At 59.9% G+C, this 22,259-nt stretch carries 23 protein-coding genes; 11 read left to right on the forward strand and 12 right to left on the reverse strand.

Features of this window, described 5'->3' with window-relative positions; genetic code table 11:
• Positions 1-16: 16 nt before the first annotated feature.
• Positions 17-610, reverse strand: coding sequence for a bifunctional nicotinamidase/pyrazinamidase (pncA, locus tag ACXYMO_RS13075; RefSeq protein ID WP_458879161.1), 594 nt, complete (start codon positions 608-610; stop codon positions 17-19).
• Between the two features lie 97 nt (positions 611-707).
• Here pncA and trhO point away from each other — a divergent pair, with 97 nt between their 5' ends.
• Positions 708-1,610, forward strand: a complete 903-nt coding sequence (gene trhO, locus ACXYMO_RS13080; protein ID WP_458879162.1) for an oxygen-dependent tRNA uridine(34) hydroxylase TrhO — start codon at positions 708-710, stop codon at positions 1,608-1,610.
• An 8-nt stretch (positions 1,611-1,618) separates the two neighbouring features.
• Here the strand turns inward: trhO and ACXYMO_RS13085 are convergent, their stop codons facing one another.
• Together ACXYMO_RS13085 and ACXYMO_RS13090 are read right to left on the reverse strand one after the other, a co-directional pair.
• Positions 1,619-2,839 carry an MFS transporter gene (locus ACXYMO_RS13085; RefSeq protein WP_458879163.1) on the reverse strand — a complete coding sequence of 407 codons (1,221 nt, stop codon included), beginning with the start codon at positions 2,837-2,839 and terminating at the stop codon, positions 1,619-1,621.
• Positions 2,840-2,921: 82 nt separating this feature from the next.
• On the reverse strand, positions 2,922-3,743 hold the full coding sequence (locus tag ACXYMO_RS13090; RefSeq protein ID WP_458879164.1) for an SDR family oxidoreductase: 822 nt from the start codon (positions 3,741-3,743) through the stop codon (positions 2,922-2,924).
• 242 nt (positions 3,744-3,985) lie between these two features.
• Here ACXYMO_RS13090 and ACXYMO_RS13095 point away from each other — a divergent pair, with 242 nt between their 5' ends.
• Positions 3,986-5,614 (forward strand): long-chain-fatty-acid--CoA ligase, encoded by a 1,629-nt coding sequence (locus ACXYMO_RS13095; RefSeq protein WP_458879165.1) that lies wholly within the window; start codon positions 3,986-3,988, stop codon positions 5,612-5,614.
• Between the two features lie 21 nt (positions 5,615-5,635).
• On the opposite strand, the gene ACXYMO_RS13100 is transcribed toward ACXYMO_RS13095, so the two are convergent.
• From ACXYMO_RS13100 to gmd, 5 genes are all read right to left on the reverse strand, one after another.
• Entirely contained in the window at positions 5,636-6,352 is a 717-nt protein-coding gene (locus ACXYMO_RS13100; RefSeq protein WP_458879166.1) for an LrgB family protein, read from the reverse strand.
• Complete coding sequence (locus ACXYMO_RS13105) at positions 6,345-6,692, reverse strand: CidA/LrgA family protein (RefSeq protein WP_458879167.1); 348 nt, start codon at positions 6,690-6,692, stop codon at positions 6,345-6,347. The genes ACXYMO_RS13100 and ACXYMO_RS13105 overlap by 8 nt, the downstream gene beginning before the upstream one ends.
• A gap of 206 nt (positions 6,693-6,898) precedes the next feature.
• The gene (locus ACXYMO_RS13110) at positions 6,899-7,456 is read right to left on the reverse strand and encodes a hypothetical protein (protein ID WP_458879168.1); all 558 of its coding nucleotides are present in this window, start codon (positions 7,454-7,456) and stop codon (positions 6,899-6,901) included.
• Positions 7,457-7,659: 203 nt separating this feature from the next.
• Complete coding sequence (gene fcl, locus ACXYMO_RS13115; protein ID WP_458879169.1) at positions 7,660-8,628, reverse strand: GDP-L-fucose synthase; 969 nt, start codon at positions 8,626-8,628, stop codon at positions 7,660-7,662.
• The gene (gene gmd, locus ACXYMO_RS13120) at positions 8,618-9,691 is read right to left on the reverse strand and encodes a GDP-mannose 4,6-dehydratase (protein WP_458879170.1); all 1,074 of its coding nucleotides are present in this window, start codon (positions 9,689-9,691) and stop codon (positions 8,618-8,620) included. The genes fcl and gmd overlap by 11 nt, the downstream gene beginning before the upstream one ends.
• A gap of 196 nt (positions 9,692-9,887) precedes the next feature.
• On the opposite strand from gmd, the gene ACXYMO_RS13125 reads away from it, so the two are divergent.
• The 5 genes from ACXYMO_RS13125 to ACXYMO_RS13145 all read left to right on the forward strand — a co-directional run bounded on the left by ACXYMO_RS13125 (position 9,888) and on the right by ACXYMO_RS13145 (position 15,731).
• Complete coding sequence (locus ACXYMO_RS13125) at positions 9,888-10,736, forward strand: flagellar motor protein MotB (RefSeq protein WP_458879171.1); 849 nt, start codon at positions 9,888-9,890, stop codon at positions 10,734-10,736.
• Positions 10,737-10,823: 87 nt separating this feature from the next.
• The gene (locus tag ACXYMO_RS13130; RefSeq protein ID WP_458879172.1) at positions 10,824-12,125 is read left to right on the forward strand and encodes a flagellar hook protein FlgE; all 1,302 of its coding nucleotides are present in this window, start codon (positions 10,824-10,826) and stop codon (positions 12,123-12,125) included.
• A 34-nt stretch (positions 12,126-12,159) separates the two neighbouring features.
• A complete protein-coding gene (gene flgK, locus ACXYMO_RS13135; RefSeq protein ID WP_458879173.1) occupies positions 12,160-13,617 on the forward strand; it encodes a flagellar hook-associated protein FlgK in 1,458 nt (485 codons plus the stop codon).
• Between the two features lie 3 nt (positions 13,618-13,620).
• Positions 13,621-14,628: a flagellin gene (locus ACXYMO_RS13140; protein ID WP_458879174.1), complete on the forward strand. Its 1,008-nt coding sequence runs from the start codon at positions 13,621-13,623 to the stop codon at positions 14,626-14,628.
• Positions 14,625-15,731 (forward strand): flagellar basal body P-ring protein FlgI, encoded by a 1,107-nt coding sequence (locus tag ACXYMO_RS13145; RefSeq protein WP_458879175.1) that lies wholly within the window; start codon positions 14,625-14,627, stop codon positions 15,729-15,731. Before ACXYMO_RS13140 ends, ACXYMO_RS13145 begins: the two co-directional genes overlap by 4 nt.
• A gap of 317 nt (positions 15,732-16,048) precedes the next feature.
• On the opposite strand, the gene fliP is transcribed toward ACXYMO_RS13145, so the two are convergent.
• From fliP to fliF, 4 genes are read right to left on the reverse strand one after another with little or no spacing between them, the layout of a single operon-like run.
• A complete protein-coding gene (fliP, locus tag ACXYMO_RS13150) occupies positions 16,049-16,738 on the reverse strand; it encodes a flagellar type III secretion system pore protein FliP (protein ID WP_458879470.1) in 690 nt (229 codons plus the stop codon).
• A gap of 53 nt (positions 16,739-16,791) precedes the next feature.
• Positions 16,792-17,088 carry a FliM/FliN family flagellar motor switch protein gene (locus ACXYMO_RS13155; protein ID WP_458879176.1) on the reverse strand — a complete coding sequence of 99 codons (297 nt, stop codon included), beginning with the start codon at positions 17,086-17,088 and terminating at the stop codon, positions 16,792-16,794.
• Positions 17,081-17,680, reverse strand: a complete 600-nt coding sequence (locus ACXYMO_RS13160) for a FliH/SctL family protein (RefSeq protein ID WP_458879177.1) — start codon at positions 17,678-17,680, stop codon at positions 17,081-17,083. The genes ACXYMO_RS13155 and ACXYMO_RS13160 overlap by 8 nt, the downstream gene beginning before the upstream one ends.
• On the reverse strand, positions 17,680-19,281 hold the full coding sequence (gene fliF / locus ACXYMO_RS13165; protein WP_458879178.1) for a flagellar basal-body MS-ring/collar protein FliF: 1,602 nt from the start codon (positions 19,279-19,281) through the stop codon (positions 17,680-17,682). Before fliF ends, ACXYMO_RS13160 begins: the two co-directional genes overlap by 1 nt.
• Before the next feature lie 120 nt (positions 19,282-19,401).
• On the opposite strand from fliF, the gene ACXYMO_RS13170 reads away from it, so the two are divergent.
• The 4 genes from ACXYMO_RS13170 to motA all read left to right on the forward strand — a co-directional run bounded on the left by ACXYMO_RS13170 (position 19,402) and on the right by motA (position 21,847).
• The gene (locus ACXYMO_RS13170) at positions 19,402-19,896 is read left to right on the forward strand and encodes a flagellar basal body-associated FliL family protein (protein WP_458879179.1); all 495 of its coding nucleotides are present in this window, start codon (positions 19,402-19,404) and stop codon (positions 19,894-19,896) included.
• A 9-nt stretch (positions 19,897-19,905) separates the two neighbouring features.
• Positions 19,906-20,289, forward strand: a complete 384-nt coding sequence (locus ACXYMO_RS13175) for a hypothetical protein (protein ID WP_458879180.1) — start codon at positions 19,906-19,908, stop codon at positions 20,287-20,289.
• On the forward strand, positions 20,286-20,903 hold the full coding sequence (locus ACXYMO_RS13180; RefSeq protein WP_458879181.1) for a MotE family protein: 618 nt from the start codon (positions 20,286-20,288) through the stop codon (positions 20,901-20,903). The genes ACXYMO_RS13175 and ACXYMO_RS13180 overlap by 4 nt, the downstream gene beginning before the upstream one ends.
• A gap of 74 nt (positions 20,904-20,977) precedes the next feature.
• Positions 20,978-21,847 carry a flagellar motor stator protein MotA gene (motA, locus tag ACXYMO_RS13185; RefSeq protein WP_458879182.1) on the forward strand — a complete coding sequence of 290 codons (870 nt, stop codon included), beginning with the start codon at positions 20,978-20,980 and terminating at the stop codon, positions 21,845-21,847.
• Positions 21,848-22,259: the final 412 nt, after the last annotated feature.

Raw genomic sequence — 22,259 nt, forward strand, 5'->3', positions numbered from 1 at the left:
AAATGGCAACCGTCGCTCAGATAAGTGCGACGCCCGCGCCCTGCATCGCATCGAGGGCGCCCTGCATCGACCCATCCAGGTCGATACCGCGGCAGGCCTCGAGTGCCACGCTGACATCAAAGCCAAGGGTCGCCGCGTCCACGGCCGAGTAATGCACACAGAAATCGGTGGCCAGCCCGACCATGGTCAGCCGGTCGACTCCACGTGTGCGCAGGTATCCCTCAAGCCCTGTGGGCGTGGATTTGTCATTCTCGAAAAAGGCCGAATAGCTGTCGATCGCGCGCCGGAACCCCTTGCGGATGATCAGGTCGCCATCGGTGCGCAGATCGGCGTGGAACAAGGCGCCATCCGATCCCTGAATGCAGTGATCCGGCCACAGAACCTGTGACCCATAGGGCATGTCGATCATGTCGTAAGGAGCCGAGCCGGGATGCGACGAGGCAAATGACGAATGGCCCGCCGGGTGCCAGTCCTGCGTCAGAATCACCGCGTCGAAATCATCCATCATCGCGTTGATGATCGGCACGACCGCGTCGCCATCGGGCACGGCCAGCGCCCCGCCGGGGCAAAAATCATTCTGCACATCAATCACGATCAGGGCGTTGGACATCGGGACCTCCTGCTTATGCAATATCGGTAGGGGCAAGGGCCATCCGCGTCAATGCGGGCCCTTGCACCGCATTATCGGCAGGATTAGATCACCGCGCATGTATACCATTGCCGCTCTCTACCATTTCACGCGCTTCGATGACCCCGCCGCGATCAAGCCCGGCTTGGTGGAACTCTGCGCGCAAACAGGTGTCAAAGGCACCCTCCTTCTGGCCCGCGAGGGGATCAACGGCACTATCGCCGGTCCGCGTGCAGGCATTGACCGGGTGCTGGCCCATATCCGCGCCCTGCCCGGATGCGCCGGTTTGGAGTGGAAAGAAGCGACCAGCGACGGCCCGCCCTTTGGCAAAATGAAAGTGCGGCTCAAGAAAGAGATCGTGACGATGGGCCAGCCCAACGTCGATCCGCGTGCCCGTGTCGGGAACTACGTGCGCCCCGAGGAATGGAACGACCTGATCCGTCAGCCGGACGTGGCCGTCATCGATACGCGTAATGATTATGAGGTCGCCATCGGCACGTTCGAAGGCGCGGTTGACCCGGAAACCAAATCATTCGGCGAATTTCCCGCGTGGTGGGAGGCGAACAAGCATCGGTTCCACAATAAGCGGATCGCGATGTTCTGCACCGGCGGGATCCGGTGCGAGAAATCGACCAACTTTCTGCTTGAGCAGGGGGTCGAGGATGTCTTTCACCTCAAGGGCGGCATTCTGCAGTATCTCGAGGATGTGCCGGAAGACGACAGCACCTGGCAGGGAGAATGCTTTGTCTTTGACAACCGGGTCAGCGTTGGCCACGGGCTGAGGGAAGGGCCGCATACCCTGTGTCACGGGTGCCGCAGGCCGTTGGTGCCCGAGGATTGTAATCGCCCCGAATACGAGGCGGGCGTGTCCTGTCATCAGTGCATTGATGAAACCTCGGACGAGGATAAGAACCGGTTCCGCGAGCGTCAGAAACAAATCGCGCTGGCCCGCGCGCGGGGCGAGACACACATCGGCAGCTAAAGCAGCTGTCAGGCCAGCGCCGGGCGCGTTGTGCGCGGACGGGACCTGGTCAGCAGCATCAGCATGATCGCGATGTTCAGCCCGTTCCAGACAATGCCATTCAGGAACGCCATCCGGTAACTGCCGGTGACGTCGAAAATCCAGCCCGACATCCAGCCGCCCAGCGCCATGCCGAGGATGGTCATCATCAGAACGAACCCGACGCGTGATCCGGCCTCTTTCGCGGGCATGTATTCGCGCACGACCAGCGCATAGCTGGGCACGATCCCTCCCTGGGCCAGACCGAACATGGCGCTGACCACATAAAGCGACACCATGCCGTCATAGGGCAGGTACAGGAACAGCGCGATGCATTGCAGGACCGACCCGATCAACAGGGTCATCACCCCGCCCAGCCGATCCGCAGCAAGGCCGGAGATGACCCGGCTGACCACGCCGCCCAGCAACATAAGCGACAGCATCTCGGCCCCGACGGCGGGGCCGTATCCCAACCCGACGCAATACGCGACGATGTGGACCTGTGGCATCGACATGGCCACACAGCATCCGATTCCGGCCAGCCCCAGAAGGTATTGCAGAGTGCGCGGCGAGAACCCTGCACTGCGCGCCCGCAGGTCCGAAGCCGCCTGCGCCAACCCATGTGCATAATCCGGAACACGACGGCGCAGCAGCAGCGACAGCGGGATCAGCACCGCGAGGGTGACCATGGCGAGTGTAAGGTAGACCGTGCGCCAGCCGCTGTCCTGCAGCATGTCGGCCAGCAAGGTGGGCCAGATCGCGCCCGACAGGTAATTGCCACTGGCCACCAGCGCCACGGCGATGCCGCGCCGGCGCAGGAACCAGTGCGAAATATCGGCGATCAGCGGGCCGAACCCCACGGCTGTGCCCAGCCCCAGCAACAGGTGGGTCAGGGACAGAACCGTCATCGACGGGGCCAGCGTAGACAGGAAATACCCAATTGCGATGGCAACTGCTGCGCCATTCAGCGCGATGGTCACGCCGAACCGGTCCACAACCCGCCCGATCAGCAGATTGCCCAGCGCAAACCCGATCATCGTCAGCGTATAGGGCATCGAGGCCTCGGCCCGGCCTGCGCCGTATTCGGCCTCGACCGCGGGCATGATGACGATCACCGCCCACATGCCGACATTGGCCACCATGCCGATGGTCAGCGTCACCATCAGGCGCAACCAGGAATAGCCGCTGTCGTGAATGTCAGGTTCGCTCATCTGCATGACGCTAGGGGCCCGCCGGGCAATTGTATAGCGCCAGTTCCTTCCCCGCCGGTGTCGCTCTGGCCGGATTCGGTTCTTACCCTCGCTTTGCGGCGCGCAGCATCTGGCCAAGGGCCTGGCCCAACGCCCCGGACCCGCGCTGATAGAGCGCACCATCCACGGCGATTACCTGGCCGCAGACATAGCTGGCCATGTCCGACCCGAGGAACAGGCAGGCATTGGCGATATCCTGTTTCTGACCCAAACGGCCCTGCGGAATGCTGGCTTTGATCTGGTTCAGCGCCTCGGGCGTCGGGGCCAGCCGGCGCGCGCCTTCGGTTTCATCAATATAGCCCGGCACAACCGAATTGATCCTGATCCCTTCGGGCGACCACTCCAACGCAAGGGTACGGGTGATCTGATCGACACCGGCCTTGGCCGCACAGACATGCGCCTGACCCTCATAGGGCAGATAGGCCTGTGGCGCGGAAATGTTGATGATGCTGGCGCCCGGACGTTTCAGGAAAGGATAGGCCGCCTTCATCACGTGGACGGTGCCCATCAGGTCGATGTCGATCACCGTCTTGAAGGCGTTCACTGACATGTCCGCCGTCAGTGCCGGGAAATTGCCCGCCGCGCCGGAAATCACGACATCGAGATCGCCTAGTTCCGCGTGAAACTGCGCCAGCCCGTCGGCCACCGCCTGTGCGTCGCGCACGTCAAAGGCCAGCCCCAGCGCCTTTTGCGCACCGGCTGCGCGGAGTGCGGCGACCGTGTTATCAACCTTGTCCTGCGACCGGCTTGCCACGGCAACCCTGGCGCCATGGCGTGCAAAGGATTCCGCAACGCCCCGGTTGATGCCGCTGGTCCCGCCAATGACAACAACGGTTTTGCCCGAATGGTCGATTTGAATGCTCAATGTCTTTCCCCCCGATGAAAATTAATACTGTCGCACGACCGCAACCGCGCGTCTGTTCGTGACAGTACACCGATGCGCCAAACGCGGAACGGGGTTTATCGGGCTGGTTCGGGCATGGCACCGCATTTGCCCAAGGTTTAGCCTATCGCGCTGCTGCAATTTCGCTAACATCCCCAATGAGGCGAATTGGAGGCGCGCGCGAACCTGACCCGGTTCAGCCGCCCCTTTGAGGGAGGACGACCATGTTTGGCACTATGATGGAGCAACCGCTCACCATCAGTTCACTGATTGCGCATGGGGCGCGGTATCACGGCAAGACACCCATCGTGTCGGTCGAAACCAGCGGAGAGGTGGCGCGCACCACCTGGGCCGAGGTCGAGGCGAACGCGCGCAAGCTGGCCTCGGCGCTGGAAAAGCTGGGTATTCAGAAGCGCGACCGCTGCGCCACGATCGCATGGAACAACCGGCGGCACCTGGAGATCTATTTCGGCGTGGCCGGGGCGGGGTTCGTGTGCCACACGATCAACCCGCGCCTGTTTCCCGAACAGCTGATCTATATCATCAACCACGCGCAGGATCAGGTCCTGTTTCTGGATCATACGTTCCTGCCCGTCGCGGCCAAGCTGGGCGAACATTTGAAATCGGTCAAACACGTGATCCTGATGGGCCCGCGCGACGACAAGGCCGCCAAGATGGTGGACGGGTTGCTGTTCTATGACGAACTGCTGGCCGCCGAGAGCGACGATTACCAGTGGCCCGACCTGGACGAACGGCTGCCCTCCAGCCTGTGTTACACATCGGGCACCACGGGCAACCCCAAGGGCGTGCAATATACCCACCGCAGCACCGTGCTGCATTCGATCGCCGGCAACCAGCCCGACGGTTTGGCCCTGTCGGCCAAGGACACGATCCTGGCCGTGGTTCCGATGTTTCACGCAAACGCCTGGGGCGTGCCCTATATCGCCGCCGGCGTCGGGTGCAAGGTCGTGTTGCCCGGTCCCAATCTGGACGGCGAAAGCCTGGTCAAACTGATCGACGGGGAAAAGGTTTCGATGGCGCTGGGCGTGCCGACGATCTGGATGGGCCTGCTGGGCGCGCTTGAAAAGACCGGCAGCAAGGCGGAAAGCCTGAAACGCACGGTTGTGGGCGGATCGGCCTTGCCGACCTCGATGATCCCTGCGTTCCGCGACAAATACGGGGTCGAGCTGATCCATGCCTGGGGCATGACCGAAACCAGCCCGCTGGGCACGCTGAACCAGTTGCTGCAAAAACACGAGGATCTGAGCGACGCGGATAAGGCCAAACTGCGCGAAGGTCAGGGGCGGCCGCCTTATGGCGTCGAACTGCGCCTTGTGGATGACGAGGGCAATGTCCTGCCCGAGGACGGCGAAACCCAGGGCAATCTGCAAATTTGCGGGCACTGGATTGTCGAATCCTATTTCGGGATGGAAAACAGTGCCCTGACGGATGATGGGTGGTTTGATACCGGTGACGTCGCCACGATCGACGATGACGGGTACATGATCATCCGTGACCGGGCCAAGGATATCATCAAATCGGGGGGCGAATGGATTTCGACCGTCGAACTTGAGGATATCGCGATTTCCCACCCCAAGGTCGCCAATGCCGCCGCCATCGCCGCGCGCCACAAGAAATGGGATGAACGCCCGGTTCTGGTGGTCGTCAAAGCGCCCGGCGCGGAGCTGAGCAAAGAGGAATTGATCGCCCATTACGACGGCAAGGTCGCAAGCTGGCAGGTGCCAGATGACGTGGTGTTCGTCGATGAACTGCCGATTGGCGGCACCGGCAAGGTTCTGAAAAACAAGCTGCGCGATCAGTTCGGCGACATCCTGTGGGGGGAGGACGCCTGATCGGACAGATTACCGGGCCGCTTAGAACAGCAGGGCCCAGATCAGCGGCAACAGGAGCGCGGTGGCAAGCGCGTTCAACCCCATGGCAAGCCCGGAAAAGGCGCCTGCCGTTTCGTTGACCTGCAGCGCCCGCGCCGTGCCGATCCCATGGCTGGCTGTTCCGATGGCCAGCCCTCGTGCGCCCCAGTCCTTGACCCCGATCAGGTTCAACAGGATCGGGCCGAACATGGCGCCAAAAATGCCCGAAACGATCACCAGCACGGCGGTCAGCGATGGCAGGCCGCCCAGTTGTTCGGCGATGGCCATGGCCACCGGGGCGGTCACGGATTTGGGCGCAATCGATGCGATCAGTGTTTCTGATCCACCCGCCAGCCAGACCGTTCCGGCGGCGGTCAGGATCGCGCAGAGCGACCCGGTCAGAAGGCTTGCCCCGATGGCAAAGGCCGAGTTGCGCACCCGATGCCACTGCCGATAAAGCGGGACGGCAAGCGAAACGGTTGCCGGGCCCAGCAGAAAATGGACGAACTGCGCGCCTTCGAAATAGGTGGCGTAGTCTGTTTTGGTGACCAACAGAACAGCGACCACCAGAATGACCGCGCCCAGAACCGGGTTCAGCAACGGGTTGCGCCCGCCTTTTTCAAACACCCAGCTTGCGGCCTGAAACGCAACCAGCGTCAGGGTCAGGTGAAACAACGGCGAGGCGTTGAGATAGACCCAGGTTTCCTGAAGGCTATGCATCGTCGCGCCCCTTATCGAGCCAGCGCATCATCAGCGCGGTCACGACGATCGCCGTAATCGTACTGATGGCGACCGCAACGGCGAGCGGGACAAGCGCCTCGCCCAGCAATTTGAAATGCATCATGACACCCGTTCCCGCAGGCACAAAAAGCAGCGACATCGCGCGGAGCAGACCGTCTGTTGTTTCCTCCAGTTCCTTGGACACCTCGCCCCGGAGGAACAGGTACACCAGCAGCACAACCATCCCCAGAACCGGCCCAGGAATGGGCAGCGCAAGGGCGCCCACGGCAAGTTCACCGACCAACTGGCAAACCAGGATGAGTGTCAGATATCCTATCATTGCGAACCCCTAGCACGTTCATTGGCATGTCGTCTTGTTCAAGGGACTATCGGACAATCCCGTGGTTCAGAACAGCCCGAACTGTGGATGGAGTTTTGTTTGGAAAGATCGGCTTGTTTATTGGAGCTTCGGGTGCCGCCACGGCAGCGCAAACGAAGTCCTGTGTTAAACACCCGGAAAGGCAGGCAAGTGGGACGATCTTGCCTTCAAGTAACTTTGCACCGATCCCAAAGTTCTTGATCTCTTTGAGAGATCATTTGACCATAAACCATCTCATCCAAGCATTCGACCCTGTAATTTTTCCGCAAATATTCTGCGTTCATAATTACGAATTGCCGACGCGAAACATAGAACGGGATCACGTGAACCCGGAAATGAATTCCCGCACTTTGCATAGATTTATCACTCGCGGCATCCATCTTGGAAATCTCCGCCACATTTAGTCCTAAAGCATTAGCGAATTTCACTTTTTGAATTTCAGCGGGCCCTTTAAGGAGCAATACAAAGATATCAACATCGTCTAGCTTATCGACTTCGCGTGTCGAGAGTTGACCCTCAGGATCTGACATCAACCTCGAGAAAAGCGGAGGGTTTTTCCAAAGTTTTCCGTCTTGCCAGAAAATATAAGTGGAAGGGTTAATTTTTCGCTCAAGAAATGCCAGATTTTCATAAATGATTGATCCTAACGCAAAAGCAAAGCAGCCAAACAGAATCAGCAGATACAAGCAAGCAGCTCTAAAAGCCCAGCGAAAGTGTCTATTCATTTTTTATTAAATCAACTTCAGCTAGATCGATTTTTTCGACTTAGGCCGATAAAGCAAAGAAATCATTATTTCAAGATCAGATCCGTCGATACCAGCTAAACAGGGCAGACCGCTATCCTACTTAATCGAAGCCCCGCGCTAAATGACATGTCGGACGACAGGCGGACTTCCAAACTGCGATGCGGTCGGCTTAAGAAGCCAAATTACCCCCGTATCGCGTCCTGCTCCAGCGCTTGCAGGTAATCGTCATAGGTGCGGCGCAGGCCGTCCTTGAGCGATGTTTGCGCGGTCCAGCCCAGCGCGGTCAGGCGACTGACATCGACCAGTTTGCGCGGCGTGCCGTCGGGTTTGGAGGCGTCGAATTTCAGCTCCACATCAACGCCCACGGTTTCGGCCACAAGGCGGGCCAGATCGGCGATCGAGATATCCTCGCCCACGCCGACGTTCAGCGCCACGTCGCCTGAGTAATTCTTCATCAGGAACACCAGCGCATCCGACAGGTCGTCCACGTGCAGGAATTCACGCTTCGGGGTGCCGGTGCCCCAGATCTCGACCTCGGATTTTCCGCTGATCTTGGCCTCGTGCATCTTGGCGATGAAGGCGGGCAAGACATGGCTGCCGGTGGGGGAATAGTTGTCGCCGGGGCCATAGAGGTTGGTTGGCATGGCGGAAATGTAATCGCGCCCGTGTTGCTTGCGATAGGCCTGGCACATCTTGAGCCCGGCAATCTTGGCAATGGCGTACCATTCGTTCGTCGGCTCAAGCGGGCCGGTCAAAAGGCAGTCTTCGGGCATGGGCTGGGGCGCCATGCGGGGGTAGATGCAGGTCGATCCAAGGAAGAGCAGTTTTTGCACATCGTGCAGGTGTGCGGCGTCGATCACGTTGCTTTGGATCGACAGGTTGTCGGACAGGAAATCGGCCGGATAGGTGTCATTGGCCAGAATGCCGCCCACCTTGGCCGCCGCCAGGAAAATCGCATCGGGGCGCATGTCGCCGATCCACTGGCGTACACCGGCCTGGTCGCGCAGGTCCAGTTCACTGCGCCCGGCCGTCAGGACCTCGGCATCTTCGGACGCCAGTCGCCGCACGATGGCCGAGCCGACCATGCCGCGATGGCCCGCGACCCAGACCCGTTTTCCGGCAAGGTCAAAGGGCTTGATATCACCAGGCATCGCGCTGAACCCGTTCGCGTTCGTCTGCGACGACCTCAAGATCGCTTTTCACCATTTCCTCGACCATTTCAGCGAGGGAAATCTTGGCCGTCCAGCCCAGTTTTTCGCGTGCCTTGGTCGGATCGGCCAGCAGGTGATCGACCTCGGTCGGGCGGAAGTATTTCGGATCGACTGCCACCAGAACCTTGCCCGTGTCCGCATCCAGGCCAACCTCGTCCAGCCCTGTGCCCTGCCACGTGATCTTGCGCCCCACGGCGGCAAAGGAGGAGTCGATGAATTCGCGCACCGATGCGCTGACCCCGGTGCCCAGAACATAGTCGCCCGGTTCATCCTGCTGGACGATGCGCCACATGCCTTCGACGTAGTCGCGCGCATGGCCCCAGTCGCGCCGCGCGTCCAGGTTACCGATGAACAGCTTTTCCTGAAGCCCCAGGTGAATCGCGGCCACCGCGCGGGTGATCTTGCGCGTCACGAAGGTTTCGCCGCGCAGCGGGCTTTCGTGGTTGAACAGGATCCCGTTCGAGGCATGCATGCCATACGCCTCGCGGTAGTTCACCGTGATCCAGTAGGCATAAAGTTTGGCCACCGCATAGGGGCTGCGCGGATAAAACGGCGTGGTTTCCGACTGCGGCGGCGACGTGGCGCCGAACAGTTCCGAGGTCGAGGCCTGATAGAACCGGGTGGTTTTCTCCATCCCCAGAATCCGGATCGCCTCAAGTATCCGCAACGCGCCGACCGCGTCGGCATTGGCGGTGTATTCCGGCGTTTCGAAACTGACCTGCACGTGGCTTTGGGCGGCGAGATTGTAGATCTCGGTCGGCTGCACCTCCTGGATCAGGCGGATCAGGTTGGTGCTGTCCGTCATGTCGCCATAGTGCATGAAGAACTTCAGATTCTCCTTTTGCAGCGGATCCTCGTAAAACCGGTCGATCCGCGCGGTATTGAACGACGAAGAGCGACGTTTGACGCCGTGGACCTCGTATCCTTTCGAGAGCAGCAATTCGGTAATATAGGCTCCGTCCTGTCCGGTGATGCCGGTTACTAGCGCTTTTTTAGGGGTCACTGGACTATGCTCTCTGGTGGTTGTGCGTTCAGTCGCTTTTGCCACCGTCGCCACGGGGGACGCAAGGCATTCTGGTCATCGGCGTTCTGGCAGGCGAATTACGTACCGGCGAAATCACCGACAAATTTATCTGTTAGCACGGCCTTAAGGTCTCGCCCGTTATCCCGGTTGTGGGTGAAAATATAAGGTGGTGGAGATGAGTGCGCAGACAAATGTCGCGCCAGTCATCATCAAACGCAAGAAGGTGTCGGGTGGCGATGGTCATCACGGCGGTGCCTGGAAGGTCGCTTATGCGGACTTTGTAACGGCAATGATGGCCTTCTTCATGTTGATGTGGCTGCTGAACGCGACGACAGAAAAACAACGCAAGGGACTGGCCGATTACTTTTCGCCGTCCATTCCGATTCATCGGGTGTCCAGTGGCAGTGACAATCCGTTTGGCGGCAGCAGCGTTTTTTCCGAAGATACATTGCTGAAAGACGGCATCGGGGCAACGGCCGCGAAATCAGCGGGCGATCAGCACGCGCGCGGCCATACCGGTGTTGATCTGGCACGCCGCCAGAGCGCCGAGAACGATCAGTTCAAGGCAATTGATGAGGCGCTGAACGGGCGCGGCGGCGAAAGCCTGGTCACGGACGAGGCGTTGAAGCACGTCGTCACCCGCGTCACCGACGAGGGCCTGATCATCGAAATCTTTGCGCAGGATGATGCCCCCCTGTTTGAGCGGAACGGCGATGCACCAACCCGGTTGATGCGCGAATTGACGGCGATGATTTCGCGGGTGACCGCACGGGTTGAAAACGGCATCGCGGTTTCCGGACATGTGATGGCCAACCCGGTTGTTCAGGCGGACAACCCGGTTTGGGAATTGTCGGTGGGGCGCGCCGGACACACGCGGGTTCTGCTCGAAGTGGCCGGAACCGACCCGGACCGGATCAAGCGTGTGACAGGTCAGGCCGATCGCCAGCCCGCGGTCGATAACCGAATGAGTGTGCGCAACAACAGGATCGAGATCACCCTACTGCGCAGCGACCGGTCCAAGTAGAAAGGATTTTATTTGTTAGCGCGGTGTTAAGCCCGAGCGCGTAGCTGTTGCCTCAAGAACAGTTTGATGCAGCAGAAAGGCGTGTCCATGACCATTTCTTCTTCGCTTAATGCCGGCATTGCGGGGCTTACCGCAAATGCCAGCCGCCTGGCGTCGATTTCCGACAATATCGCCAACTCTTCGACCTATGGGTACAAAAGGGTTCAGACCGATTTCCATTCGATGGTCATATCGTCCTCGGGGGGCAATTATTCGGCGGGCGGTGTGCGCGCCACATCGCAGCGCCTGATTGACGAACGCGGGCCGCTGGTGTCCACATCCAATGCGACCGACCTTGCCGTGCGCGGGCGGGGCATGTTGCCTGTCGCCTCGGCGGCCGAAGTCGCGGCCGGCAACGGAAACACCCAGATGGCACTGACAACCACCGGGTCGTTTCGCACCGATGCCAACGGATACCTGACTACCGAATCCGGTCTGGTCCTGCTGGGATGGCCCGCCCTGCCGGATGGAACGATCCCCAGTTATCCGCGTGACACATCGGACGGGTTGGAACCCGTGCAGATCAACGTGAACCAGTTCACCGGCGAGCCGACGACCAGCATGACGCTGGGCGTCAATCTGCCCGCAACCGAAACTGAATCCACCTCAGCCGGGGAGGTTCAGGAACTGTCGATCGAATATTTTGATAACCTGGGCACATCGGAAAGCATTCGGGTCACGTTTGAACCGATTGTCCCGGCGTCCGGGTCTTCAAACCAGTGGACCGTGAAAATGCACGACTCAGCTTCAGGCAATGCCGTGATTGGGGAATATACGCTGACCTTCGATGACAGCCGCGCCTCGGGCGGGACGTTGCAGGCGGTCAGCACCGTATCCGGCGGCGCATATGATCCCGCGTCCGGGACAATGGTTGTGAATGTGGCTGGCGGACCGATTGAAATCGACATCGGCAACATTGGTGAAAGCGACGGGATCACACAGCTGTCGGATCGGTTTGCGCCGGTTTCCATTTCAAAGGACGGAACACCGGTGGGCAACATGACCAGCGTCGAGGTTGATGCAAATGGCTTTGTGCACGCCTTCTTTGACACTGGCATCACGCGCACGATTTACAAAATCCCGCTGGTCGATCTGCCTAATCCGAACGGCATGGTCGCCCTGGATCAACAGACCTACCTGCCTTCGCCCGAAAGCGGCACCTATTTCCTGTGGGATGCCGGCGAAGGACCCACCGGTGACATCGTATCCTACGCACGCGAGGAATCTGCCACCGATGTCGCGGGGGAACTGACCGCGATGATCCAGACACAGCGCGCGTATTCATCAAACGCCAAGGTCATTCAGACCGTGGATGAAATGCTGCAGGAAACCACGAACATCAAACGCTGATCCGCAGGACGGCTGACCAGAAGGAGCCACTGACATGACCTTGAGCACCGCATTAAGCAGCGCGCTCAGCGGCCTGCACGCCGCTGGCCGTGCGTCGGGAGTGGTGTCCGAAAACATCTCCAACGCACTGACGCCCGGCTATGCCCGGCGCACCCTGAACCTGCAGTCGCTGGGTGACGTCGCGCCGGGGGTACGCGTCACCGGATTGACTCGTCACGTCGATCCGGCCGTTCTGTCCAATCGCCGCACGACGGATGCCCGGTTCGGCAATGCACAGGTATTGGCCGGGTTTCACACGCAGTTCGCCGGGCTGGTCGGCACTGCGTCAGAACCCGACTCGATCATCATGCGTCTCACCAATTTCGAGAGCAGCCTGATTTCCGCCGCCAGCCGGCCGGATTCGGTTCAGCGGCTGGATGCGGTTGCCATGGGTGCCAATGATCTCGCCGGGGCCCTGAACACGGCCTCGAATGATGTGCAGACGCTGCGCACACGGGCCGACAACTCCATTGCCACACAGGTTGATCGTCTCAACCATACCTTGGAACAGGTACAGGATCTCAACACACGCATTACCGCGATCGGCACCGGCGGGGCGGGCGGGGCAGCGGCCTCTCTCCTGGATCAGCGTCAGATCCTGGTGGATGAGATCAATGAAATGGTTCCCGTCAACGTCGTGAACCGGGACTTTGGACAGATCGCGCTCTATTCGGACGGCGGGGCGATTTTGCTGGACGGCACCGCCGCCAAGATTGGTTTTGAGCAGACCCGCACAATCGTCCCTGAAATGACGATTGAAAGCGGCGCCCTGTCCGGGCTGGAAATCAATGGAATTCCGGTGCGCACCGCCAGCGGCAGAAGCCCGCTGTCCGGCGGCACCCTGTCAGCCCAGTTCCAAATCCGCGACGAACTGGCCATCACCGCGCAGGCCGATCTCGACAGCGTTGCGCGCGATCTGATCGAACGGTTCCAGGATCCGGCGCTGGACGCCACCCGTGCGGCGGGCGATCCGGGACTTTTCACTGACGCTGGAAACGTCTTTGACGCTGCCGACGAAATCGGCCTTGCAGGGCGTCTTGCTGTCAACGCCCTCGCCGATCCCGAGCAGGGCGGAGAAAGCTGGCGCTTGCGCGACGGATTGGGGACCCTGACACCCGGCGAGCCGGGCAATGCTCGTTTGCTACAGGAGCTTGGCGCGGTACTTGGTGCGCAACGCACACCGGGATCGGGTAATTTTGGCGCTGGCCAGCTGACCGCCGCGCAGATCAGCACCAGCCTTTTGTCCCGTGCGGCCCGAAACGCCAGCGCCGCCGATCAAACGCTCAGCTTTGCCACCGCAGGCAAGACAGAGATGGATCAGATCGAACTGGCCAACGGGGTCGATACCGATGCCGAACTAAGCGCGCTGCTCCTGATCGAACAGGCCTATGCCGCCAACGCGCGGATGATCACGGTCGTCGACGAAATGATGCAATCTCTGCTGAGGATATAACGCATGAATCTGACATCGATTGGCGACCTTGCCCAACACCTGATGCAACGGACCCGGAGCACCCAGCTGAAAGATACAATTTCGGTTCTGACGCAGGAACTGAGCAGCGGGCAGGTCAGCGACACCACCACCCGCCTTGGCGGCGATTTCTCTTACCTGACGGATATCGATCGCAACATGGCCCGGCTGGATGCCTATTCCATTGCCGCGCGCGAGGCCGCGTTGTTCACCGAAGCGGCCCAACAAAACCTGACCCACCTGAACGACACGGCCACTTCGCTTGGGGCCGCCATCCTTGCCAGCACGCCCTCGCATCTGGATGCGGTGCGCGACACGAATGCCACGCAAGCCCGCGCCGATCTGGATGCTGTCATCGGCGCCCTGAACGGGACGGCCGCGGGGCGCAGCATCTTTGCCGGAACCCGGACAGACAGTGCCGCGCTCGCCGATTCCGAGACCCTTTTGAACGCTCTGCGCACGGCGGTATCGGGGCTGAGTGATGCAGGTGATATCAGGCAGGCCGCAGACGACTGGTTCAATGATCCGGCCGGCTTTCGTGCAGCGATCTATACCGGATCTGACAATGACCTTGCTCCGATCGAAGTGGGCCCTGGACAGAAGGTCACCATGCCCCTGCGCGCCGATGATGCGGCGTTTCGCGATCTCATAAAGGACGTGGCCCTGGCTGCGTTATCGACCGACGCGGCGTTGGGTTTGTCTGTCAGCACACAGAATGACCTTTTGCTGGCCATCGGAGAATCCCTGTTTTCCGTACAGGATGATCTCACCGGCATGCAGGCCAACGTGGGCTTTGCGCAGTCCCGCGTTGATGAGGCTTCGACCCGCAATGAATCGGCAAGAACCGGTTTGGAGTATGCGCGCAACGCTTTGCTTGAGGCCGATCCGTTTGACACCGCCACCCGCCTTGAACAGGCGCAGTTCCAACTTGAGAGCCTCTATTCCGTTACCGTTCGGACATCGCGTCTGACCCTGCTGAGCTTCCTGCAATGACCCTTATCAAAGCGATTTCTCTGACCCTGCTGTTTCTCGCGCCTGGCGTTGTCCAAGCCGGGGCGATCCGGCTCAAGGATCTGGTCGAATTTGACGGCGTACGAGGCAATGATCTAGTCGGATACGGCTTGGTCGTGGGTCTCAACGGCACCGGCGACGGCCTGCGCAATTCGCCTTTCACCGAAGAAATCATGTCCAACATTCTTGAACGTCTCGGCGTGAATGTCACCGGTGAGCAATTTCGCCCGAAAAACGTGGCCGCCGTCATCGTGACGGCCAGCCTGCCGCCCTTTGCCCGCGTCGGCAGCCAGATCGATGTCAGCGTATCGGCCATCGGTGATTCAGACAGCCTGTTGGGCGGAACTCTGATCATGACTCCCTTGAATGCGGCGGACGGTCAAATCTATGCCGTTGCGCAGGGTGCCATACTTGCCGGCGGTGCCGTCGCCGAAGGTGCGGCCGCCTCTGTTGTTCAGGGCGTGCCGACATCCGGCGTCATCCCGTCCGGGGCGCGCATCGAACGCGAAATCGAATTCGATCTGTCATCATTGTCGACTGTCCGGCTCGCATTACGTGATCCCGATTTCACCACGGCCGGACGGATCGAGCGGGCCATCAACGACGAATTTCGCCGTGCGGTCGCCGTGATGCGCGATTCCGGAACGATCGAGCTCGACATCGCAGCCACGCGTTCGGCATCAACAGCCCATGCCATCGGTCGGATCGAAAACATTCTTGTCGAACCTCAGCGCAAGGCGCGCGTGGTTGTCGATCAGCGGTCAGGGACCATCGTCATGGGCGATGACGTGCGACTGTCTCGGGTGGCCGTGTCGCAGGGCAACCTCACCCTCAGGATCGAAGAAGCCCCTATCGTGGTCCAGCCGAACCCGTTTGCCCAAGGAGAAACCGTTGTGGTCCCTCGTACCGGAGCGTCGATCGAAGAGGAGGACGGTGTTTCACTGGCCGAAGTTCCCGAAGGCACCTCACTGTCCGAGGTCGTGGCTGGCCTGAACGCGCTCGGCGTGTCGCCCCGCGACATGATCGACATCCTCAAAAGCCTGAAGGCCGCTGGCGCATTGCACGCCGATTTTATCGTGCGCTGAGGACCGTGCCTGCCGCAATCGGTCCCGGTTCAGAACCGTGAAGGCACCGACTGACCGCTTTCAGTTTCCTATGCTTTGAATATCTGGATCACGAACAACGCAGCGGCCAAGCTCTGGACGGGCGCCGAACCCACGACAGTCATCAAAGCAGCCAGAGACAATCCTTATCCTGCCAGGAACAGGCGTGGCGACCTACGAAACACACTGGCAGGAAACCTGTATTTTTCCGAGAGCCGGGACGGATCGCCAAAAGCCATTCCCGATTTCCAGTAGAAGCAGCAAAATCCCGAGCATAAGCCCTGAGCATCACGCCCAGGTCAGGGACTGTAACTGCGCACCAGTGCGCTGGCGATCAGGCTCCATCCGTCGGCCACAACAAAGAAGGCGAGTTTGAAGGGGAGCGACACAATTGCCGGCGGTACCATCATCATGCCCATCGACATCAAGATGGCCGCCACGACCAGGTCAATGATCAGAAAGGGCAGGAAAACCAGAAACCCGATCTGAAAGGCGCGTGATATTTCGGACAGCAGAAAACTGGGGATCAGAACCGAAAGCGGTGCGTCCTGCGGTGCAGTTTGTACCGCTACATCCGGGCGCAATTCGGCCATGGCCTGAAACGTGTCGCCATCAATTCGCGCCGCCATGAACATCCGAAACGGCGCCAGACTACGCGACACCGCGGTTTCAACGTCGATCTGTTCCTCCATCAACGGGCTCAGCCCGGTTTCCCAGGCCGTCGTGAAAACTGGCTCCATCACGAAATAGGTCAGGAACAGAGCCAGACTCACGATCAGCATGTTCGGTGGAGACTGCTGCAACCCGATCGCTTGCCGCAAGATTGCCAGGACCGTGACCAGAAACGGGAAACACGTGATCATGATTGCCAGACCCGGCGCGAGGCTAAGCACCGTGATCAGCAGGATCAACTGGATCGAACGCGCCGAAATGGATCCGTCATCTCCTAGCGAGAGCGACAGTTCCTGGGCCATCGCGATTTGCGGCATCGCAACCGCGGCGGCCAGGAGTCCTGCCGCCAACACAAACCGGCGCAAGATATTCACCCCAGCCCGTTCTGCAAATTGGCGATCTCGGTCAGGCGGACCGCCAGTTGTCCGGCGTTTTCGCCATCCAACTCCTCAAGCTGGCCGCGCGCCACAAGCCGGTCCCCGACATACAATTCGACCGGGTCCTCAACCCGTTTGTCCAGGGTCAGAACGGCATTTTCCCCCATTCCGACCAAATCGCGGATCAGCGGCCGCGCCTTGCCGACAGAGACGGTAATCTCGATCGGCACCGAAACGAACGGGTTGGCATGTTCGCCATTCTGGCGAGGCTGATCCGTGAGATCATCCATTTTGGGCATCCTTGTTGTTTTGATGGAAAAATGCGTCGACCGCCTCGCGAATCGACGTCAGCAGATCCGTGCAATCGATGTCACGCTCGGATGTGCCAACGCGTATGCCAGCCTCTCCGTCGTGAAAAGACGGATCTTCGATGACGCTGACGGGCATCGAAAACCCTTGTGCGATGACCGGTTTGAGAGATGCTGCCGCGCCCGGTGGCACGGAAATGACAGCAGGTTGCGTGGTCTGGTCCTGAGCGAGGTCAAAGAGCTGTTCAACAATGTGTTCGCCAAGGCTCTGCGCCATGACGGCCGGCAGAACCGTTTCCGTGAGTCCGTGGAACAACGGTCTGAGCGCCGACATCATCTGCATCTGCACCTCGTGGTAGGTAAAGGACATGTCTTCGAGATTTCGGGCAAGCTGCCCGGAAATCCGGCTGTGATCACGTGTCTGGGCGGAAATGGCATCGTCCCACCCGGCAGTATAGCCCTGCTCGAACGCGGACAGTCGAAACTCTTCCAAGGCATCCTCGGTCATCAGCCGGGCGGGCATGTCCGGATCACGGATGATACTGAAATCTTCCAGAAGGTGGGAAATGGACATCAGGCGCTCTCCTCGCTTTCCTCAAGCCAGCCGCGCAGGATTTCGACCGTTTCTTCCTGGCGTTCGCCGATCATCGCGCGCAACCGTTCGACCGCGTCGCCGTCGCCGCCGCGCGCGGACACCAGGCCCGCACTGGAGGCCTGCGCAGTGTCGCTTACAGCAGAAAATTCGCCGTCGTCGATCTCACCCGTCAGAACAGGGGCATCGCCGTCCTGATCCGCAACGCCGGTCAGCGCGGTCACGGGCGGGGCGGGCAAAGCTGGCGGTCTTGTCAGGATGGGTCGCACAACAAAAAGGCCCAGGACGATCGCCACGAGAGACAAAATGCCCATCTGGATCATCGACATGACATCAAGACCGAGGGTCTGGAAAATAGAACCGCCTGCCGCCGTTCCCAGCGGCGCGGCCGCGGGAAGTTCCATGGAGCGCAAGGTGATCACGTCACCCCGTTCTTCCTGAAAACCGACGGCCGAGGCCACGAGGTCACGCAGTGCCTCCAATTCCTCCGGTGACCGGTCCTGGAAAACGGGTTCTCCGGTTTCGTTTGGCGCTGTCAGGCCATTGACCAAAACCGCGACTGTCAAACGCTTGACCGCGCCCGGAGCACGCAGGATTTCATGCTCGGTTTCAGAGACCTCGTAATTGATGCGTTCGCGTGTTTCGCTGGCCTGAGCGCTTGCGCCTTCGCCTGCCGCACCGTCCCCATCGGGCAAGTTGGAGGCCACGGTCACCTCTCCGTTTGCCTGGTTTGACGACGAATCGGTCCGTTCTTCCGTTTCTGTGCTGATCGCGACGCGGCTTTCGGGGTCAAACCTGCGTTCCCGGATCGATTCGGTTTCGGTGACGGTATCCACGCTCACCTCCACCACCGCGTTGCCCGGGCCGACCCGCGCCTCGACAAGGCGCAGAACCCGATCCCGCAGCATTTGCGCGCGATCGTCGCCGGTACTTGGGGCGGCGGCGGTATCAGCGGGGCCAATCAATGCCCCGTTTGCGTCGATGATGGCAACATTTTCCACCGAAAGCCCCGCGACCGCTGAGGCCACGAGATACCGCAGTGCATTCGCCTGCGCCGCGGTGATGGGAACACCAGACGGCGCCACCGATACCGAGGCCGTCGGTGCGGCGCTGCGCTGGAAGGGGTTTGAGCCGTTATTGGCAATATGCACTCGGGCGCTGGTGACAAAGGGGCTGGCCACGATTGTGCGGGCAAGCTCCCCTTCCTTGGCGCGCCAATAGGCAGCATCGAACATTTGCGATGTGGTGCCGAACCCGCTGAGCGAATCGAGCAGTTCATAGCCCTGCCCCCCGGTCATCGGCAGGCCTTCGCTGGCCAGGGTGAGTCGCAACTCGTCCCTCTGGTTCGAGGCGACATAAATGGATCCGCCGCGCACTTCGTAGAGCGCCCCGCGCTGGTCCAACGCCCGTACCACGTCTCCGGCGGCACTGCTTTCCAGCCCGGCGTATAAAAGGGTCATGGTTGGCGATGTAGCCATCCGCGACATTGCAAGAATTGTGAAAAACATCGCAACGCTGGCCACCCCGGTGATGACCCTTTTGCGTGTGTCCAATCCTGCCCAGACATTCTTGATCTGCTGCACGTGATCCTCCGTCGCACCGACATTCTGCTCGGCGTGGGATCATCATTCGCCGATTGGCCTTAACAATCGGTTAGTTCCTGAACGGTTATGAAGACTGCGAACGACCAAATAGGACAGGACATGACGGACGCAGTTTCCCAAGCCCCCGAAGAACCGGCCAAATCTGGAAAAGCCTCGATGATTCTTGGGCTTGTTCTTGCACTGGCGGGGGCCGGTGGCGGCTATTATGCCGTGCACGCGGGATATTTTCCGCCCGGCGCACATGGACCGGAACATCCGCCGACCGAGCATGCGCCGCCACCTGATTCTCTACCTGATATCGCCTTTGTCGCCGTGGATCCCATCGTCATCACATTGGGCTACCCGCAGGCCGTGCAACATCTGCGGTTTCGCGCCCAGCTTGAAGTCGAGGCCGCACATGAAAGCGATGTGGCTCTGCTGATGCCGCGCGTCGTCGATGTTCTGAACGGCTACCTGAGGGCGCTGGAAATTAGTGAGCTCAGGGATCCGCTGGCGCTGACCCGGTTGCGCGCGCAGATGCTGCGCCGCGTTCAGATCGTGACCGGCAAGGGCCGCGTTCGCGATCTTTTGATTATGGATTTCGTACTAAATTAGGAGGCTGCTTTGGAACTTGTTGCAGATATTTTGCTGGTTGCAGGCGCGCTGGGTGCCGGATTTTACTGTTTCGTTCTGGCCCGGCGCCTAAACCGGTTCAACGACCTTGAAAAGGGCGTTGGCGGTGCGGTGGCGGTCCTTTCGGCGCAGGTTGACGATTTGACCAAAACGCTGGTGGCCGCTCAACAGGCGTCAGAAGGTTCAAATTCCGTTCTGGATGATCTGACGGAACGGGCCGAATCAGTGGCCAGCCGACTTGAGTTGATGATGGCCTCGCTGCACGATCTGCCTGAGCAAGAGAGGCCCAAGCCCCCCGTTGCCGAGACGCCCCAAACCCCTGCCGGTCCGATGTTCAGGCGCCATGATCGTGCCCAGGGCGGAGCCGCCCAATGACCCGTAAATCCACAGGAAACCGGCGCACGGGGTTCAAGGGGGGCGCCCTTTTCTGGGTTGCCATACTGTTGTGCAGTTCAGCCATCCTGCGCTTTGGGCTCGCAGCGGGGCCCGCCATCGCCCGTGAGGCAGCGCGCAAGCCCGAGCCACAGACAGAGGCAGGGCAAACCTCTCACCCCTCCTCGATCGTACCCGCAGGCACCAGCAGTGACCTGGAGCCACTTTTGAGAGCATTGCAATCGCGTGAACAAGCGCTGGTGCTGCGTGAGAAACAGGTCGAAGACAGGACAAAGGCGTTGGAAATCGCGGGCGCGGCGATTGATCGGAAAATGGCCGCACTCATCAAGGCCGAAGAATCCCTCAGCGCCACGCTGGTACTGGCCGACGGCGCATCAGAAAACGATCTGAGCCAGCTCACGGCGGTTTATGAAAAAATGAAACCAAAGGAGTCAGCGGCCCTGTTCGAAGCGATGGATCCGGGATTTGCGGCCGGGTTTCTAGCCCGAATGCGTTCGGATGCAGCCGCCGGAATCATGGCCAAACTCAGCCCCGAGGCCGCCTATTCGATCAGTGTCATCCTGGCGGGGCGAAATGCGACTGTTCCCACCAAATAACCTGAGCGTGCTCAGCATTTATTAAGGCAAAGCGGCCAATCTTGGCCCCAATTCTGGCAATCGGAGACAGGTAAATGATCGGCATTATCGGCATCGTTATGATATTTGTAATGGTGTTCGGCGGCTATCTCGCCGCGGGAGGCAAGATGGCGATCATCCTGAAATCATTGCCTTTCGAGTTGACGATGATCGGTGGCGCCGCTGTTGGCGCCTTCCTGATCAGCAATGACTTTGCTGCCGTGAAACACACCGTCAAGGACATTGGCAAAGTATTTAAAGGCCCGCGGTGGAAGCAGGACGATTACCGGGACCTATTGTGTCTCTTGTTCGCCCTGATCCGAATCGCGCGGCAGAACCCGATCGAAATCGAACAGCATATCGAAGATCCGCAGGGGTCGGCCGTGTTTTCGAAATACCCCAAAATCCAAAGCGACCAAGAAGCGGTAGATCTGATCTGTGACACGATCCGCTCCGCTTCGATGAACTATGACGATCCTCATCAGGTCGAGGAAGTTCTGGAAAAGCGGATGGAGGCGAACCTGCATCACGCCCTTCATTCCAGCCACGCTCTCCAAACCGTTGCCGACGGACTGCCTGCGCTTGGCATCGTGGCGGCCGTTCTGGGCGTGATCAAGACCATGGGGTCAATCGACCAACCCCCGGAAATTTTGGGCAAACTGATCGGCGGCGCGCTTGTCGGTACGTTTCTGGGCGTCTTTCTTGCGTATGGCCTCGTCGGACCGTTCTCGGCCAAGGTCAAGGCCGTGGTCGAAGAGGACAGCCATTTCTATCAGCTGATCCGCGAGGTTCTTGTCGCCAATCTGCACAACCACGCTGCGGCCATCTGTATCGAAGTTGGCCGCCAGAACACCCCATCGCACATCCGGCCCGCCTATTCCGATCTGGAAGAGGCTCTGAAAGCTGTCAAACAGGATGCCGCATGATCAAACTTGGCCTAATTCTGACTTTTGTCCTGGCCTGCACAACACCGCTTTGTGCCCAGACAATTTCAGTGCGATCAGGCGAACATGCGGATTTCACCCGCTTTGTCCTGCGGGTGCCGCGAAAAACGGGGTTTACGCTGGACAGGTCCCAATCATCGGCCCGCCTCAGCGTCGAAATTCCGAATGTCCGGTTTGAGACAGACAAAGTGTTTTCCCGCATTCCGCGGACCCGGGTCAGGTCACTTACACAGTCCAAACCGGGTGCGGCGCTGCGTTTCGAACTCAATTGCGACTGTGACGTCACGGCGCAAATCCAGGGGGGCACGCTGCTGGTAGTTGATGTCCGGGGCACGGAAAATCCGGGGACCGATACACTGATTGCGGCCAAATTGCCGTTTCAATTCCACCTGCG

It is taken from the genome of Arenibacterium sp. CAU 1754 (assembly GCF_054482635.1).

Excerpts from the sequence above, each read along its gene's own strand:
- pncA (WP_458879161.1), bottom strand. The coding sequence starts at position 610 with ATGTCCAACGCCCTGATCGTGATTGATGTGCAGAATGATTTTTGCCCC.
- trhO (WP_458879162.1), top strand. The coding sequence starts at position 708 with ATGTATACCATTGCCGCTCTCTACCATTTCACGCGCTTCGATGACCCC.
- ACXYMO_RS13085 (WP_458879163.1), bottom strand. The coding sequence starts at position 2,839 with ATGAGCGAACCTGACATTCACGACAGCGGCTATTCCTGGTTGCGCCTG.
- ACXYMO_RS13095 (WP_458879165.1), top strand. The coding sequence starts at position 3,986 with ATGTTTGGCACTATGATGGAGCAACCGCTCACCATCAGTTCACTGATT.
- ACXYMO_RS13100 (WP_458879166.1), bottom strand. The coding sequence starts at position 6,352 with ATGCATAGCCTTCAGGAAACCTGGGTCTATCTCAACGCCTCGCCGTTG.
- ACXYMO_RS13105 (WP_458879167.1), bottom strand. The coding sequence starts at position 6,692 with ATGATAGGATATCTGACACTCATCCTGGTTTGCCAGTTGGTCGGTGAA.
- ACXYMO_RS13110 (WP_458879168.1), bottom strand. The coding sequence starts at position 7,456 with ATGAATAGACACTTTCGCTGGGCTTTTAGAGCTGCTTGCTTGTATCTG.
- fcl (WP_458879169.1), bottom strand. The coding sequence starts at position 8,628 with ATGCCTGGTGATATCAAGCCCTTTGACCTTGCCGGAAAACGGGTCTGG.
- ACXYMO_RS13125 (WP_458879171.1), top strand. The coding sequence starts at position 9,888 with ATGAGTGCGCAGACAAATGTCGCGCCAGTCATCATCAAACGCAAGAAG.
- ACXYMO_RS13130 (WP_458879172.1), top strand. The coding sequence starts at position 10,824 with ATGACCATTTCTTCTTCGCTTAATGCCGGCATTGCGGGGCTTACCGCA.
- flgK (WP_458879173.1), top strand. The coding sequence starts at position 12,160 with ATGACCTTGAGCACCGCATTAAGCAGCGCGCTCAGCGGCCTGCACGCC.
- ACXYMO_RS13140 (WP_458879174.1), top strand. The coding sequence starts at position 13,621 with ATGAATCTGACATCGATTGGCGACCTTGCCCAACACCTGATGCAACGG.
- ACXYMO_RS13145 (WP_458879175.1), top strand. The coding sequence starts at position 14,625 with ATGACCCTTATCAAAGCGATTTCTCTGACCCTGCTGTTTCTCGCGCCT.
- fliP (WP_458879470.1), bottom strand. The coding sequence starts at position 16,738 with ATGCCGCAAATCGCGATGGCCCAGGAACTGTCGCTCTCGCTAGGAGAT.
- ACXYMO_RS13155 (WP_458879176.1), bottom strand. The coding sequence starts at position 17,088 with ATGGATGATCTCACGGATCAGCCTCGCCAGAATGGCGAACATGCCAAC.
- ACXYMO_RS13160 (WP_458879177.1), bottom strand. The coding sequence starts at position 17,680 with ATGTCCATTTCCCACCTTCTGGAAGATTTCAGTATCATCCGTGATCCG.
- ACXYMO_RS13170 (WP_458879179.1), top strand. The coding sequence starts at position 19,402 with ATGACGGACGCAGTTTCCCAAGCCCCCGAAGAACCGGCCAAATCTGGA.
- ACXYMO_RS13180 (WP_458879181.1), top strand. The coding sequence starts at position 20,286 with ATGACCCGTAAATCCACAGGAAACCGGCGCACGGGGTTCAAGGGGGGC.
- motA (WP_458879182.1), top strand. The coding sequence starts at position 20,978 with ATGATCGGCATTATCGGCATCGTTATGATATTTGTAATGGTGTTCGGC.